This window comes from Stenotrophomonas genospecies 3 (assembly GCF_054473855.1).
In genome coordinates this window covers 178,569-193,672 of sequence record NZ_JBTMUR010000003.1, presented here as the reverse complement: position 1 = coordinate 193,672, position 15,104 = coordinate 178,569, and the positions used below count along the sequence as shown (strand labels likewise).

Annotated in this window: 13 protein-coding genes and 2 tRNA genes; 4 read left to right on the top strand and 11 right to left on the bottom strand. The window is 66.3% G+C overall.

Annotated features, from left to right (window positions below; translation table 11 throughout):
* Window positions 1-156 precede the first annotated feature (156 nt).
* Genes ACX9OT_RS05715 through ACX9OT_RS05705 form a run of 3 tightly spaced genes read left to right on the top strand, consistent with a single transcriptional unit; the run spans window position 157 to window position 2,286 of the window.
* Window positions 157-453, top strand: a complete 297-nt coding sequence (locus ACX9OT_RS05715; RefSeq protein WP_005410439.1) for a hypothetical protein — start codon at window positions 157-159, stop codon at window positions 451-453.
* On the top strand, window positions 453-716 hold the full coding sequence (locus ACX9OT_RS05710) for a hypothetical protein (protein ID WP_049401219.1): 264 nt from the start codon (window positions 453-455) through the stop codon (window positions 714-716). Before ACX9OT_RS05715 ends, ACX9OT_RS05710 begins: the two co-directional genes overlap by 1 nt.
* A gap of 10 nt (window positions 717-726) precedes the next feature.
* Window positions 727-2,286: a PepSY-associated TM helix domain-containing protein gene (locus tag ACX9OT_RS05705; RefSeq protein ID WP_459001348.1), complete on the top strand. Its 1,560-nt coding sequence runs from the start codon at window positions 727-729 to the stop codon at window positions 2,284-2,286.
* A gap of 129 nt (window positions 2,287-2,415) precedes the next feature.
* On the opposite strand, the gene ACX9OT_RS05700 is transcribed toward ACX9OT_RS05705, so the two are convergent.
* A complete protein-coding gene (locus ACX9OT_RS05700) occupies window positions 2,416-2,808 on the bottom strand; it encodes a VOC family protein (protein ID WP_049423851.1) in 393 nt (130 codons plus the stop codon).
* 90 nt (window positions 2,809-2,898) lie between these two features.
* Complete coding sequence (locus tag ACX9OT_RS05695; RefSeq protein WP_459001346.1) at window positions 2,899-4,089, bottom strand: glycoside hydrolase family 18 protein; 1,191 nt, start codon at window positions 4,087-4,089, stop codon at window positions 2,899-2,901.
* Window positions 4,090-4,311: 222 nt separating this feature from the next.
* Between ACX9OT_RS05695 and ACX9OT_RS05690 the strand changes: the two genes are divergently transcribed.
* Window positions 4,312-5,298 (top strand): tetratricopeptide repeat protein, encoded by a 987-nt coding sequence (locus ACX9OT_RS05690; protein WP_459001344.1) that lies wholly within the window; start codon window positions 4,312-4,314, stop codon window positions 5,296-5,298.
* 134 nt (window positions 5,299-5,432) lie between these two features.
* Here ACX9OT_RS05690 and pnp read toward each other — a convergent pair whose 3' ends face one another.
* From pnp to ACX9OT_RS05645, 9 genes are all read right to left on the bottom strand, one after another.
* Window positions 5,433-7,541: a polyribonucleotide nucleotidyltransferase gene (gene pnp, locus ACX9OT_RS05685; protein ID WP_032128652.1), complete on the bottom strand. Its 2,109-nt coding sequence runs from the start codon at window positions 7,539-7,541 to the stop codon at window positions 5,433-5,435.
* A 151-nt stretch (window positions 7,542-7,692) separates the two neighbouring features.
* The gene (gene rpsO, locus ACX9OT_RS05680) at window positions 7,693-7,953 is read right to left on the bottom strand and encodes a 30S ribosomal protein S15 (protein WP_005410445.1); all 261 of its coding nucleotides are present in this window, start codon (window positions 7,951-7,953) and stop codon (window positions 7,693-7,695) included.
* Between the two features lie 172 nt (window positions 7,954-8,125).
* Window positions 8,126-9,034 (bottom strand): tRNA pseudouridine(55) synthase TruB, encoded by a 909-nt coding sequence (gene truB / locus ACX9OT_RS05675; RefSeq protein WP_005410446.1) that lies wholly within the window; start codon window positions 9,032-9,034, stop codon window positions 8,126-8,128.
* Between the two features lie 107 nt (window positions 9,035-9,141).
* On the bottom strand, window positions 9,142-9,525 hold the full coding sequence (gene rbfA / locus ACX9OT_RS05670) for a 30S ribosome-binding factor RbfA (RefSeq protein ID WP_005410447.1): 384 nt from the start codon (window positions 9,523-9,525) through the stop codon (window positions 9,142-9,144).
* A 132-nt stretch (window positions 9,526-9,657) separates the two neighbouring features.
* Window positions 9,658-12,303: a translation initiation factor IF-2 gene (gene infB / locus ACX9OT_RS05665; protein ID WP_032128650.1), complete on the bottom strand. Its 2,646-nt coding sequence runs from the start codon at window positions 12,301-12,303 to the stop codon at window positions 9,658-9,660.
* 92 nt (window positions 12,304-12,395) lie between these two features.
* Window positions 12,396-13,907, bottom strand: coding sequence for a transcription termination factor NusA (gene nusA / locus ACX9OT_RS05660; protein WP_071229142.1), 1,512 nt, complete (start codon window positions 13,905-13,907; stop codon window positions 12,396-12,398).
* 4 nt (window positions 13,908-13,911) lie between these two features.
* On the bottom strand, window positions 13,912-14,502 hold the full coding sequence (gene rimP, locus ACX9OT_RS05655; protein WP_005410450.1) for a ribosome maturation factor RimP: 591 nt from the start codon (window positions 14,500-14,502) through the stop codon (window positions 13,912-13,914).
* A 366-nt stretch (window positions 14,503-14,868) separates the two neighbouring features.
* Window positions 14,869-14,945: transfer RNA gene (locus tag ACX9OT_RS05650), tRNA-Met, on the bottom strand.
* A gap of 82 nt (window positions 14,946-15,027) precedes the next feature.
* Window positions 15,028-15,104 (bottom strand) — tRNA-Met (locus tag ACX9OT_RS05645).

Sequence of the window (15,104 nt, the reverse complement as noted above, 5' to 3'; positions counted from 1 at the left end):
GAAATTGCAATGATTACCATGTCGGCGCAGGCCGCCCTGTGCCAGCCTGCCCGCTTTCCCCCAGGACCCCGTGATGCGCCACCCGCTCCGACCGGCTCCCGCCGGCCCCGCCCGTGCCCCGCGTTCGCCGGCCCGCTGCCACGCTGGCCGCCCGCGATGATCACCGTCGGCCTTTCCACGCTCGGCTTCTGCAGCCTGGGCATGCTGGCGGCGATGTTCTCGGCGCTGGCGTTCTATGCCGCCTCGCCGCACTGCCGCTGGCCGCGCCTGCGCCGTGCCGGCCGCCTTGGCCGCCAGATCGGCCTGGTCGCCGCTGCCGCCGCGCTGTGGCTGTGGATGGCCGAGCTTGGTTTTGCCGCCGGCCTGGTGGCGATGCTGTGCACCTGGATGCTGGCCGCCATGCTGCTGCCGGCGCTGGCGGCCTGGCACCGCCCCGGTACGGAGTCGCCGTGATGTGGCCGCGCGCCTTCGCCGGCATCGTGGCCGGCTTCCTCCTGGCCGCCGCCGTCACCGGCCTGCTGGCGTGGCTGCCGCCCGGCCCGTGGCAACGGGCGCTGGTGCCGACCCTCATCGCCTTCATCCCGCTGTGGATGCTGGCCGCCCTGTGGGCGTTCAGTTTCCGCAGCGCGCTGCGCGCCTGGCTGGTGCTGGCCGGCAGCGCCGCCGCCGGCTTTGCCGTGCTCGGGCTGCTGCGCCTGACCGGCGCGGTGCAATGAGACCTTTCCCATGAAGTTCAGTTCGCAGACGCTGCGCACGTTCACCACCCTGCACACCTGGGTCGGCCTGGTTGCCGGCTTCGGCCTGTTCGTGGCCTTCTACGCGGGTGCGCTGACCCTGTTCCACCACGACCTGCCGCTGTGGCAGACGCCCGGTGCAGCCACCGCACTCCCCGCCGGCCTGGACGACGCGCAGTACCTGCTGGAAGACGTGCTTGCCGCGCATCCGGAAGCGCGCCGCCACATCGGCATGACCTTCCCCGGCACCGAACACCCGCAGCCACTGGCCTACTGGCAGGCCGATGACGGCAGCTGGCGCTACGCCTGGCCGGGCCAGATCGCCGGCAGCCCGACGCCGCCACAGACCGGGCTGGCCGAACTGGTCAACGAGCTGCATTACAGCCTCGGACTGCCGGTGGCCGGCATCTACGTGATGGGCATCGTCAGCCTGCTGTATGGCATGGCCCTGCTCAGCGGCCTGGTGATCCACCTGCCGAAGCTGTTCGGTGATCTGTTCGCGCTGCGTCCGGGCCGCAACCTGAAGCAGCTGTGGCAGGACGCGCACAACGTGATCGGCGTGCTCAGCCTGCCCTTCCATCTGATGTTCGCGGTGACCGGCGCCCTGCTCTGCCTGGTGTTCGTGCAGATGGCCCTGCTCAACCCGTTGATCTACGACGGCAAGGCCCTGCAGGCGGTGCCGACCGCAATGGACACCGCGCCCGTGCGCGACGCCAGCGGCATCCCGGCACCGCCTGGCAGCCTGCGCCTGCTGCATGCACGCGCGCTTGAAGTGGCCCGCGCACAGGGCGTGGCCAATTTCGAACCGGCCTACCTGAAGCTGGCCAACGCCGGCGATGCCAACGCCACCATCGAGATCACCGGCGAATCCACCGGCACGCTCGGCCCGCTCGGCGCGGTGGCACTGGACGTGGCCACCGGCAACGTCCTGGCCTCGCAGCTGCCCGGCCAGCGCGACGCCAACCACGCCACGCTCAGCGCGGCCTATGCCCTGCACTTCGGCGAGTTCGGCAACGGTGTGGTGGTCTGGCTGTACTTCCTGCTCGGCCTTGGCGGTGCCTTCCTGTTCTACTCCGGCAACCTGTTGTGGATCGAATCGCGGCGCAAGCGTCGCCAGCCACAGCAACCGCGTGCCGGGGTGAACATGGCACGGGCCACGGTCGGCGTCTGCATCGGGCTGTGCGTTGCGATTTCGGTGGCGTTCGTCACCGCACTGGTGCTGGAGCGGCTGGCACCGTCCGCGGTCGATCACGGCATCCGCTGGGCCTGCTTCGGCAGCTGGGCGGCCTGTGCGCTGTGGGCCGCGCTGCGACGCCCGGCGCAGGCGGCACGCGAACTGCTGTGGGCGGCGGCGATCAGTACCGCACTGGTGCCGATCCTGCATGGCGCGCTCAATGGTGACTGGCTGTGGCGTGCTGCCGCGCGTGGCCACTGGCCGCTGTTCTGGGTCGATGCCATTGCGCTGGCCATGGCCTTCGGCTTCGCCCGCCTGGCAGTGGCCAGCCAACGCCGCGCCCGCAACGGCGATCCCAACAGCGTCTGGGCAAACTGAGCCTTCGCCGGGCATGGCCCGGCGCTACCGACCGTTACGCGCAACGCCCCCTGTAGCGTCGAGCTTGCTCGACAGCTGTTGATTTCGCGCCAAGCACCGTCGAGCAAGCTCGACGCTACCCAAGCAGGATCATGCCTCGCCGGGGTAACGACTCACTTCGATCAGGTTGCCATCCGGGTCGCGGAAGTACACCGATTCGATCGGCCCCAGCGCGCCAGTACGTGCCACCGGCCCCTCCTCCACTGCAACGGACTGCGCCTGCAGGTGGGCCAGCACATCGGTCGTCGCCGTGCGCGTGACCAGGCACAGATCGGCGCTGCCCGGCATGGGCCGCAGCGCATGCGGTTGCAGCGGGGCGCTGGCCGGATGCAGGTTGATCTTCTGCTGGCCGAACTGCAGTGCGGTACGGCCCGCGCCGAAGTGCACGACCTGCATGCCGAGCACGCGCTGGTAGAAATCACAGCTGCGGTCGATGTCGGCGACGGTGAGGACCAGATGGTCCAGGCGTTCGAGATGGATCATGCCCGCAGCGTAACGCTGCGGACATGGACATGCTGTGCGGGATCGGGCCGATGGCGTTGCGGCGTTGCGCCGGACATCGCCTGATGCAGCTCAATCGCCGATGCGTGCCTTCTGCCAGGGGCCCAGCATGGCGTTGAGCAGGCTGGCCTGTTCGTCGTCGCCGGTCAGCTCCCACATGAAGACGCCGGCCAGGCCCTGCTCGCGGGCGAACTGCGCACGCAGGCCGATCGAGCGCGGGTCTTCATAGCTGATGAAAACCTTCTGCTCGGCGTTGTACAGCCACGGGCTCTGCGCCTGTGGTTGCCAGTGCTTCGTCCAGCCCGGCTGGTCGAGATAGCGCGCCTTGATCACGCGCCAGTCGCCGGCATCGGCCGGTGCACTGTAGGACTGGTACAGCCCATCCGGCGCATCGCCGGTGACCTTGAAGCCGCGCCCGTAGAACGGCACACCCAGCACCAGCTTGTGGGCTGGCACCCCGCGCTCGCGGTAGTACTGCACCGCGCCGGCAACGTTGTTCCAGCGCCGCAGTTCCGGCGCCAGCGGATCGGTCGGCACTTCATGCAGGGGCGCATTGAACGTCGACACCGCCGAGAAGCCGGTGCCCATGTCGTAGCTCATCAGGTTGATGAAATCGAACACCTTGGCCAGCGCCGGCAGGTCATAGCTTGCGGCTGGATCATAGGGGCCATCGGTCTGCAGGCGACCGGCGGCCAGTGCGGCGGTCAACAGCATCGGCTGCCCCGCCTTGCGGCCATGCGCATCAAGGGCCACGCGGAACGCCTGCGCGAGCCGGGTCAGATTGGCGCGGTCCTGCGGGCGGTGTGCCAGCTCCTTCGGTCCGCCACTGACCGGGAACTCCCAATCGATGTCCACGCCATCGAAACTGCCAGCATGACGATCGAAGAACAGCGCCATGCATGAGTCGACCAGGCGCTTGCGGCTGGCCTCGGTCAGCGCTGCATCGGAGAATCCACCTGCGCCCCAGCCACCGATCGAAATCAACGTGCGCAGATGCGGGTGCGCCTTCTTCAGCTCGGCCAGCGCCGCGAAGTTCTTCGGCGCTTCCGCGCCGATCGTGCAGCGCCCGTCCTGGATGGTGGAGAACGCGTAGAACAGATGGGTGAGGCGCTCGGCCGGAATGCTCGACACCGGGTAGCGCTCGGCCGAACCACCGGGGTAGTAGGCACCGAAGATCGGCGGCTGCGCGGATGCCGCATGCACGGCAATGGGCAAGGCACCGGCAATCAGCACGGCAAGGGCAGCCACGGTCTGGCGGAACATGGGATCTCCCGGTTCGAAGGCGCAGCCACGTTAGCAAACGGAAGGGGTTGTGGGACGGTTGTCGTGGCATGTCGTCCAGTGGACAAGTGCATCCCGCCGGATGACGACAACGCGCCAGTCATGCAACGACCCTCATGCACTGCAGCAGGACACACGCCGACGCCGCCTTCGCGGGCTCGCGCATCGGCTAAGGTAGCCGCGGACCTTCAACCGCGCATGGACATGAGCACCGACCACGACAACCTCGACGACGGCGACCTGCTGGACGACGAAACCCTCGACGAATGCCAGGCCCTGGAGGCACGCGCCTACGCCGCCTTCCGAGAGGGCGACCTGCAGCAGGCGGTGGCGCTGTTCGGTGAGCTGATCGCACTCGCCCCCGAAGTGCCGTACCTGCATTACATGCGCGGATTGGCGCACAAGTACCTGCGCGACTGGGCTGCCTCACTGCAGGACAACCTGCAATCGGAGCAGCTGCGCGGGGAATTCGATGTCGCCACCGCCTGGAATGCCGGCATCGCGGCCACCGGCATGGGCAACTGGGCCGAAGCACGGCGCCAGTGGGCCCGCTGTGGCATCACCCTGCCCGAAGGCGAGGGCCCGATCGAGGGCCACTTCGGCGTGGCCTGCGTGCGCTTGGCACCGTGGTCGGATGCCGAAGTGGTGTATATGAGCCGCATTGATCCGGTGCGTGCACGCATCCACAACGTACCGCTGCCCGAAAGCGGCTTTCGCTTCGGCGACATCGTGCTGCACGACGGCGCCTCGACCGGCCGCCGTAAGTACAGCGAACACGAGGTGCCGGTGTTCAATGCAATGCAGCGCCTGCAGGCATCGGACATGGCGACCTTCACCGTGTTCGTGCAGTGCGATTCGGCCGATGACATCGCTGCGCTGGAGGCAATCACCCTGCCCGGCATCGGCATGGTCGAGGACTGGACGGCTACCGTGCGCCGGCTGTGCCGCCGCTGCAGCTACGGCACGCCGCACCAGCATGGTGATGAGGCGCCAGATGAAGACCAATGGAGACGCGAACGTGACCTCGGCGTGGCCGCACAGGGCCGGGCTGCGGTGGAAAAGCTCATGGCGGTGTGGGTCGCTGCAGCCCCCGGCCGGGTGCTGGAGGCCATCGAACAGCGCGAGCACCCGATGAGCGACCCGGAGCCAGGCCAGGTCTGGTGGCTGGGTGAGGACGAAGAAGACGCGTAAGTGCAAGGACCAACGGTCCTCATCCACAGGATTCCAGGCAAAGAAAAAGCGGGCCGAAGCCCGCTTTTTCAATTCAGCGATTCCAGAAGCGTGTCAACCAAGGTTGACACCTACCGTAATCGACCGGAGGTCGATTACTCGGCGCTGACGGCGTCGCCTTCTTCCACGGCCTTCATCGACAGGCGGATACGGCCCTGCTTGTCGACTTCCAGCACCTTGACCTTGACCACATCGCCTTCCTTCAGCACGTCGCCGACCTTCTCGACGCGATCGCTGGAGATCTGCGACACGTGGACCAGACCGTCCTTGCCCGGCAGGATGGTGACGAACGCACCGAAGTCCATGATCTTGGCGACCTTGCCTTCGTAGATGCGGCCCGGCTCGACGTCCGAGGTGATCTGCTCGATGCGGGCCTTGGCGGCCTGGGCAGCGATGGCATTGACCGAAGCGATGACGATGGTGCCGTCGTCCTGGATGTCGATCTGGGTGCCGGTTTCCTTGGTGATGGCCTGGATGGTCGAACCACCCTTGCCGATCACTTCGCGGATCTTGTCCGGGTGGATCTTGATGGTCAGCAGGCGCGGCGCGTAGTCCGACAGCTCTTCACGCGGAGCGGTCAGGCCGTGGGCCATTTCGCCCAGGATGTGCAGACGGCCAGCCTTGGCCTGCTGCAGGGCCTGCTTCATGATCTCTTCGGTGATGCCTTCGATCTTGATGTCCATCTGCAGGGCGGAGATGCCCTCAGCGGTACCGGCCACCTTGAAGTCCATGTCGCCCAGATGATCTTCGTCACCCAGGATGTCGGACAGGACGACGAAGCGCTCGCCTTCCTTGACCAGACCCATGGCGATACCGGCAACCGGCGCCTTCACCGGCACGCCGGCGTCCATCAGGGCCAGCGACGAACCGCAGACCGAGGCCATCGACGAGGAACCGTTCGACTCGGTGATTTCCGAGACGACGCGGATGGTGTACGGGAAGGCTTCCAGCGACGGCATGACAGCCAGCACGCCGCGCTTGGCCAGGCGACCGTGGCCGATTTCGCGGCGCTTCGGGCCCATCATGCGGCCGCACTCACCCACCGAGAACGGAGGGAAGTTGTAGTGGAACAGGAAGTTTTCCTTGTACTCACCGGCAACGGCATCGATGACCTGGCCGTCACGGGCGGTGCCCAGGGTGATGGTCACGATGGCCTGGGTTTCGCCGCGGGTGAACAGCGAGGAACCGTGGGTACGCGGCAGCACGCCGGTCTTCACGGCGATCGGGCGGACGGTGTCCAGCGCACGGCCGTCGATACGGACCTTGGTGTCCAGCACCGAGTCACGCATGGTGCGGTATTCCAGCTCGCCGAATTCCTTCGACAGCTCAGCCGGGTTCCAGCCTTCAGCGGCCACGCGGCCAGCCAGGGTTTCGACCACGTCCTTCTTGATCGCCGAGATGGCGTCACGGCGCTGCAGCTTGTCACGCACCTGGAAGGCTTCGCCCAGGCGCGGGCCGATGGCTTCCTTCAGGGCGGAGATCAGCGCGTCGTTCTTGGCCGGGGCTTCCCAGGTCGACGGCTTGGTGCCGGCTTCGACGGTCAGCTCGTTGATCGCGTTGATGACCTTCTGCATTTCGCGGTGACCGAAGGTCACGGCGCCCAGCATCACTTCTTCGGACAGCAGCGCGGCTTCGGATTCGACCATCAGCACGGCGTTGGAGGTACCGGCGACAACCAGTTCCAGCTGCGAGTCAGCCAGTTCGCTGACGGTCGGGTTCAGGATGTACTCGCCGTTCTTGTAACCGACCTTGGCAGCGCCGATCGGACCCATGAACGGGGTGCCGGCCAGGGCCAGGGCAGCGGAGGCACCGATCAGGGCCGGGATGTCGCCGTCCACGTCCGGGTTCAACGACATGACCGTGGCGATGATCTGCACTTCGTTCTTGTAGTCTTCCGGGAACAGCGGACGGATCGGACGGTCGATCAGACGCGAGATCAGGGTTTCCTTCTCGGTCGCACGGCCTTCACGCTTGAAGAAACCACCCGGGATACGGCCGCCGGCGTAGAACTTTTCCTGATAATCGACGGTCAGCGGGAAGAAGTCCTGGCCTTCGCGCGCGCTCTTGGCGGCGACGGCGGTGACCAGCAGTACGGTGTCGTCCATCTTGACGATGACGGCGCCGCTGGCCTGACGGGCGACTTCGCCGGTCTCAAGCGTGACGGTGTGCTTGCCGTACTGGAAGGTTTTGGTGATTTTTGCCACGGAGGGTGTCCTTGGGGATGCTGTCTGCGAATTTGGACCGTCGGCGACCCTTGCCGCCAGCGGGTGGCCGGATCGTTCCGGCCTGAATCGGGGATTGCGGTACTACAAAACAAAACCGCGGCGCATCGCTGCGCCGCGGGGGATTCGTTGCTTAGCGACGCAGGCCAAGCTTCTCGATCAGGGCCTTGTAGCGCTCGACGTCCTTCTTCTTCAGGTAGTCGAGCAGGCTGCGACGGCGGTTGACCATCTGCAGCAGGCCGCGGCGGCTGTGGTGGTCCTTCTTGTGGGTCTTGAAGTGGCCGGTCAGCAGTTCGATGCGGGCGGTCAGCAGCGCAACCTGGACTTCCGGGGAGCCGGTATCAGCCGAGCTGCGCTTGTTGTCTTCAATGACCTTCTGGGTGTCGATCGACATTTCTTTTTCTCTGTGATGCGTGGCCGGCAGGAACGCGCTTCGCGCACCGCCAGGCTCGCCGTGGACTACGAGGATGAAACCTGCGCCAGGCAGGCTGCCGGAAAACGGCCGCGAAATTGTAACGGTCGGGGGCTTCCGGGACAAGGACCGGGGCTGAACCGCCCGGGCCCGGTCAGAGGTTGAAACGACGCTGCGGGGCCAGCAGGCCGCTCTCGTCGACCTGGCCCAGGCCCTGGACAGCGTCGTCCGGACCAAACACCGCCACCAGGCCACGCGGCCAGGACAGATCGCGCTGGCGCTGGCCGACGCAGAAGCGGTGGGCCTGGTCGGCATCCAGGTCGACCCGCGGGTACTCGGCCAGGCCGGCCGCCAGCGGCAGCAGCAGCGCGTCCATGCCCGCCTCGTCACCCGCCTCGACCATCGCCCGCAGCTGGTCCAGGGTGACCATCACCGGCTCACGGAACGGCTCGACCCAGAGCCGACGCAGTGCGCTGATGTGGGCACCACAGCCCAGCGCCTCGCCCAGGTCGCGGGCCAGGCTGCGGATGTAGGTGCCGGAGCCGCAGGTCACGCGCAGCCGCAACCGTTCCGGCTGCTGCTCCAGCACCTCGATGGCATGTACCTGCACCTCGCGTTCGGGCGCTTCGATGACATCGCCGCGGCGGGCCTTCACATACAGCGGCTCACCGCCCTGCTTCAGCGCCGAATAGATCGGGGCACGCTGGCGGATGTTGCCGGTCAGCGCCGCCAGTGCGGCCTGCAGCGCTTCGGCACTGATGGCCGGCACCGGGCGCTGCAGCAGCACCTGGCCTTCGGCATCGTCGGTATCGGTGGTCTGGCCCAGCACGATCTCGGCGTCGTAGGCCTTGGCCGAGCCGAGCAGCAGGCCGGCGATCTTGGTTGCCTCGCCGAAGCACAGCGGCAGCAGGCCGGTGGCCAGCGGGTCAAGGCTGCCGGTGTGCCCCCCTTTCTCTGCGCGGAACAGGCGGCGGGCTACCTGCAGAGCGGCGTTGGAACTCATGCCGGTCGACTTGTCGAGCAGCAGGATGCCATCCAGGCGGCGGAACTGAATTCGGGTCATGGCAGAATTTTGTAGGGTCGAGCCATGCTCGACTGCCGCAGCGCGGTCTGCATCAGACATCGCGCAGCCGGAATGCAACAACGCCGGGCATGCCCGGCGCCACGCGGTTATTCTTCGTCGCTCTCGCGACGCTTCTCCGCGGCCAGCGTATCGGGCAGGTCGCGCAGGATGTTGTCGATGTGCTCACCACGGTCGACCGAGTCGTCGTAGTGGAAATGCAGCTCCGGCACGTGGCGCAGCTTCATCGCGCGTGCCAGGTCCATGCGCAGGCGGTAGCCCAGCTCCTTCAGGCCGGCCACGGCTTCGGCCGAACGTTCCGGCATCAGCGCGGTGACGAACACCTTGGCATGGGCCATGTCGCGGGTGATTTCCACGTCGGACACGCTCACCGAGGGCAACCCATGCTCGCGCACGGCGTTGTGCACCAGGGTGCCGAGTTCACGGCGCAGCTGGGCGGAGACACGGTCGGTTCGATGGAAAGTCTTGGGCACGAGGAGCTCTTGGTTCAGTTGTCGCCCGACCAACGGTCGGGCACTACTCTTGATTCAATGGTCGCCCGACCAACGGTCGGGCGCTACAGGTCCATGGTGGGGCCCGACCGTTGGTCGGGCCACCTTGCAGCATTACAGGGTGCGCGGCACTTCGATACGCTCGAAGCACTCGATCTGGTCACCCGGCTTGACGTCGTTGTAGGCCTTCACCGCGATACCGCATTCGGTACCGTTGCGGACTTCCTCGACGTTCTCCTTGAAGCGACGCAGCGATTCCAGCTCGCCCTCGAAGATCACCACGCTGTCGCGCAGCACGCGGATCGGCTTGTTGCGCTTGACCACGCCCTCGATGACCATCGAGCCGGCCACGGCGCCCAGCTTGGAGCTGCGGAAGACGTCGCGGACCTCGGCGATACCGATGATCTCTTCGCGGATCTCCACGCCCAGCAGACCGGAAGCCACCTGCTTCACCTGGTCGATCACGTCATAGATGATCGAGAAGTAACGCAGATCGACGCCGTTGGATTCGATGATGCGACGGGCCGAAGCATCCGCACGCACGTTGAAGCCGATGACGGTGGCCTTCGAAGCGGCCGCCGAGTTGGCGTCCGATTCGGTGATGCCGCCCACGCCGGAGTGGATCACGTTGATGCGGATGTCTTCGTTGGACAGCGCGACCAGTGCCTGGCTCAGCGCCTGCACCGAACCCTGCACGTCGGCCTTGATGACCAGGTTGAGGACCTGCTGGCCCTCGCCCTTGCCCAGGGTCGCCATGATGTCTTCCATGCGGCTGCCGGCGGTGGCGACCAGGCGCGATTCACGGCGCTTGGTCTCACGCTGCTGGGCAACGTCCTTGGCCAGGCGCTCGTCCTCGACGACCACGAAGTCATCACCCGCTTCCGGCACGCCGGACAGGCCCAGGACCTGCACCGGGATGGACGGGCCGGCGAACTCCGGCTGCTTGCCGGTTTCGTCGAACAGCGCACGCACGCGGCCGTACTGGATGCCGCACACCAGGTAGTCGCCCTTCTTCAGGCGGCCCTGCTGCACCAGCACCGTGGCGACCGGGCCACGGCCCTTGTCCAGCGACGATTCGATCACCACGCCCGAGGCGCGGCCTTCGTCGACGGCCTTCAGTTCCAGCAGTTCGGCCTGGATCGAGATGGCGTCCAGCAGGTCGTCGATGCCCAGGCCGGTCTTGGCCGAGATCTCCACCATCTGGGTATCACCACCGAAGTCTTCGGCCACGACCTGCTCGGACAGCAGTTCGTTCTTGACCCGCATCGGGTCGGCGTCGGACTTGTCGATCTTGTTGATCGCCACGATCAGCGGCACACCCGCCGAACGGGCGTGCTGGATCGCTTCCTTGGTCTGCGGCATGACGCCGTCATCGGCGGCCACGACCAGCACCACGATATCGGTCAGCTTGGCGCCGCGCGCACGCATCGAGGTGAATGCCGCGTGGCCCGGGGTATCCAGGAAGCTGATCACGCCCTTCGGCGTATCCACGTGGTAGGCACCGATGTGCTGGGTGATGCCGCCGGCTTCGCCGGTGGCGACCTTGGTGCGGCGGATGTAATCCAGCAGCGAGGTCTTGCCGTGATCGACGTGGCCCATGATGGTGACCACCGGCGGACGCTGGGTGGCTTCGCCCTGGTTTTCACCGGTCGAGGCCAGCAGTGCGTCTTCGGCGTCGTTGTCGTTGGCACGGATCGCCTTGTGGCCGAGTTCTTCGGTCACCAGCGCGGCGGTGTCATGGTCGATGGACTGGGTGATGGTGGCCATCACGCCCATCTTGAACAGCGCCTTGACCACCTCGCCGCCCTTCAGCGCGAGCTTCTGCGCCAGGTCGGCCACGGTGATCGTGTCGCCGATCGCCACTTCACGCACCACCGGCGCGGTCGGACGCTCGAAGGCGTGCGGACCTGCATTGTTGCCACCGCGCGACATGTCGCGACGGCCACCGGCCTGGTTACGCCCGCCCGGACGACCACGGGTGTTGCTGTTGTTGCTGTTGCCACGGCGCGCGCGGTCGGCAGCCGACAGGTGCATCTGGCCGGCGAAACGGTCGCCCGGGCCACGCTCGTTGCGCGGCGCGCTGCGGTTGTTGCGGTCGTCGTTGCGCGGCGGCGGCGGAGCGCTGCGCGGCGCAGCCGGAGCGGCGGCCGGAGCACGCGGCGGGCGCGGCGCGGTTTCATCGATCGGAGCGCGCTTGGGCTTGCTGGCAGCCAGCGCCTCGGCAGCCTTGGCGGCGGCCGCAGCTTCCTCGGCGGCCTTCTTCTCGGCCTCTGCGCGTTCCTTGGCCGCAACCTCTTCCTCACGGGCACGGACGATGGCTTCGTCGCGCAGACGATCCTTCTCGGCCAGGGCCTGCTGTTCGGCAAGGTTGCGCGCACGCGACTCTTCCAGCTTGCGCAGGATGTCGGCGCGCTCTTCGTCCGGGGTCATGGCGCGAGCACCATCCTTGACGTAGGTACGCTTCTGGCGCACCTCGACATTCACGGTCGTCTTGCTGCGACCGGAACTGACCGTCACTTCCTGCTGTTTCCGGCGGTTGAGCGTGATCTTCTTTGCAGACTGATCAGTTTCTTCCGGGGCCTGCTCGGGCTTGCCGTGCGAACGACGAAGGAAGCCCAGGAGCTTCACCTTCTCGGTGCTGGTCACGACCTGGTCGGGACCGCTGAACTTCATGCCGGCACCGGCCAGCTGTTCCAGCAGTTTTTCGACCGGCGTGTTGACCAGTTCGGCAAGCTTGCGGATGGTGGTTTGCTGCGACATTCGGATCCTATGATCTTGTGGGCGCCCCCCCGCATCTGGAGGTGGCGCGGATTCTACGCCCTGAGCGGCTCAGGGCCCTGTTCATTGCCGGCTCATTCGCCGCGTTCCAGTCGGGCGATCTCCTCGGCACGTGCGGCCAGGATCAGCGCAGCGGCGCGCGCCTGATCCAGCCCTTCGATGCCGAAGTCCATGACCTCGTCGGCGGCCAGGTCGGACAGGTCCTCACTGGTGCGCACGCCGTGGCCGGCCAGCGCATACGCGGTGGCTTCGTCCATGCCCTGCAGGGACAGCAGATCCTGCGCCGGCTGGCCGTCTTCAAGGCCTTCCTCGACTGCCAGGGCCTCATTGAGCAGCGCATCGCGGGCACGAGCGCGCAGCTCTTCGACGATGTCTTCGTCGAAACCTTCCACGGCCAGCAGTTCGCCGACCGGGACATATGCGATTTCCTCGACGGTGCCGAAGCCTTCGCTCACCAGGATGCCGGCGATTTCCTCGTCCACTTCCAGCTTGTCCATGAACAGCTGGCGGGCCGAAGCCTGCTCGGCCTCCGACTTGGCGGTGACCTGGTCCTGGGTCATCACGTTGAGCTGCCAGCCGGTCAGGCGGCTGGCCAGGCGCACGTTCTGGCCGCCCTTGCCGATCGCCTGGGCCAGGCGGTCTTCGGCAACGGCCAGGTCCATCGAGTGCTTGTCTTCATCGACGATGATCGACTGCACTTCGGCCGGCGCCATCGCGTTGATGACGAAGTTGGCCGGGTTGTCGTTCCACAGCACGATGTCCACGCGCTCGCCATTGAGCTCGTTGGACACGGCCTGCACGCGCGAACCGCGCATGCCGATGCAGGCACCGATCGGATCGGTGCGCTGGTCGTGGGCGAGCACGGCGATCTTGGCGCGGTCGCCCGGATCGCGGGCGCAGGCCTTGATTTCCACCAGGCCCTGGCCGACTTCCGGCACTTCCAGCTTGAACAGCTCGATCATGAATTCCGGGGCGGCGCGGCTGATGAACAGCTGCGGGCCACGCGGTTCCGAACGGACTTCGGCCAGGTAGCCGCGCACGCGGTCACCGGCGCGCAGCACGTCGCGCGGAATGCCCTTGTCCTTCGGGATGAAGCCTTCGGCGTTGCCACCGAGGTCGACATAGATGTTGCCGCGCTCGGCGCGCTTGACCACACCGGTGATCAGCTCACCCACGCGATCCTTCCATGCATCCACGACCTGCTGGCGCTCGGCTTCGCGCACGCGCTGGACGATGACCTGCTTGGCGGCCTGGGCGGCAATGCGGCCGAAGTCCGGGTTCTCGATCTGCTCTTCGATGTAGTCGCCGACGTCCACGCCTTCGGCTTCATCGACGGCGTCCATCAGGCGGATCTGGCGGTCCGGCGATTCCATGACCACGTCATCGGCCACCACTTCCCAGCGACGGAAGGTTTCGTAGCTGCCATCCTTATGGTCGATGACCACGCGGGTCAGCACTTCCTCGTCGGGATAGCGCTTCTTCGCTGCCGAGGCCAGGGCGGCCTCGATGGCATCGAAGATCACTTCACGCGGCACGCCCTTCTCGTTGGCGACCGCGTCGACTACCAGCAACAGTTCCTTGCTCATTGGCTCACTCCGCGCGCGGCTTCTTTGCCGCCGGCTCGTTGGAAGAAGAATTCGTGTTCGGCTTCGGACGCTTCGGTGCCGGACCGGTCGGCTTGCTCGGGGCCAGCCCCAGCGCCACCCAGTCGGGCATGATCCGTGCCTTGTCGATGTTGTCGGCCGACACCACCACTTCGGTCTTGTCGACGATGAAGGTGATGGTGCCTGCGGCCTCGTCGGTCGCTTCGATACGGCCCTGCAGGCGACGACGGTTGTCCTGCGGCAGCTTCAGCGTGACCTTGGCCGATTCACCCTGGTGGCGAGCGAACTGCTCCAGGTTGAACAGCGGGCGATCCACGCCCGGCGAGGACACTTCCAGCGTGTAATTGCCGCTGATCGGGTCTTCGACGTCCAGCTGCGCCGACACTTCGCGGCTGACCCGCTCGCAGTCGTCGACATTGATGATGCGCTCGGGCTGTTCAGCCAGCGGCACGTCGATGTAAAGGCGCAGGGTCGCACCGCCGGGGGCCGGCAGATACTCAACGCCCAGCAGCTCCAGGCCCAGCGACACAACGGTCGGGGCGAGCAGATTCGCGATGTCGGTTGCCTTGTCGCTCACAGCCTGCCTTGATCTCTTGGTTGGGTGCCGGCCTTGGCCGGCGTGAAAACATGACGCCCCGGAAACGACAAAGGGCCCGCTGGGCCCCTTTTCCGGAAAGACTCCGGTGACTGGATTCCGGTTGCAACCTGCAGTGCCTGCCGGTTGCGGCCCTCCTTCCGGGTCCGGACTCCCGCCGGGAGGCCGCCTTCAGGGGTACTGCTAGGCCGCTGATGATAGCGGCTGCACCGCGCTGGTGCAAGGTGCGGACCTGGGGTCAGCTCCCTTTCCCGCGGAAAAGGGAGCTGACCCCGATCACGCAGAAACGACGCAGCCACCCAAAGAAAAACGCCTTCGAAGCAGGACTTCGAAGGCGATCTCTTTACTTGGTAGCGGGGGCAGGATTTGAACCTGCGACCTTCGGGTTATGAGCCCGACGAGCTGCCAGACTGCTCCACCCCGCATCAGAAGCGGAATTATGAGGCATAACTTCAAAACCTGCAAGCCTTCCCTCATTCATCAAACCGGTTGGCGCCGATCTGAAGTTGGTAGCGGGGGCAGGATTTGAACCTGCGACCTTCGGGTTATGAGCCCGACGAGCTGCCAGACTGCTCCACCCCGCT

What these genes read in the sequence shown, in the direction of transcription:
- infB (WP_032128650.1), bottom strand. Translation starts at nt 12,303, where the DNA reads ATGTCGCAGCAAACCACCATCCGCAAGCTTGCCGAACTGGTCAACACG.
- ACX9OT_RS05695 (WP_459001346.1), bottom strand. Translation starts at nt 4,089, where the DNA reads ATGTTCCGCCAGACCGTGGCTGCCCTTGCCGTGCTGATTGCCGGTGCC.
- ACX9OT_RS05715 (WP_005410439.1), top strand. Translation starts at nt 157, where the DNA reads ATGATCACCGTCGGCCTTTCCACGCTCGGCTTCTGCAGCCTGGGCATG.
- ACX9OT_RS05700 (WP_049423851.1), bottom strand. Translation starts at nt 2,808, where the DNA reads ATGATCCATCTCGAACGCCTGGACCATCTGGTCCTCACCGTCGCCGAC.
- truB (WP_005410446.1), bottom strand. Translation starts at nt 9,034, where the DNA reads ATGACCCGAATTCAGTTCCGCCGCCTGGATGGCATCCTGCTGCTCGAC.
- ACX9OT_RS05690 (WP_459001344.1), top strand. Translation starts at nt 4,312, where the DNA reads ATGAGCACCGACCACGACAACCTCGACGACGGCGACCTGCTGGACGAC.
- ACX9OT_RS05710 (WP_049401219.1), top strand. Translation starts at nt 453, where the DNA reads ATGTGGCCGCGCGCCTTCGCCGGCATCGTGGCCGGCTTCCTCCTGGCC.
- ACX9OT_RS05705 (WP_459001348.1), top strand. Translation starts at nt 727, where the DNA reads ATGAAGTTCAGTTCGCAGACGCTGCGCACGTTCACCACCCTGCACACC.
- rpsO (WP_005410445.1), bottom strand. Translation starts at nt 7,953, where the DNA reads ATGTCGATCGACACCCAGAAGGTCATTGAAGACAACAAGCGCAGCTCG.
- nusA (WP_071229142.1), bottom strand. Translation starts at nt 13,907, where the DNA reads ATGAGCAAGGAACTGTTGCTGGTAGTCGACGCGGTCGCCAACGAGAAG.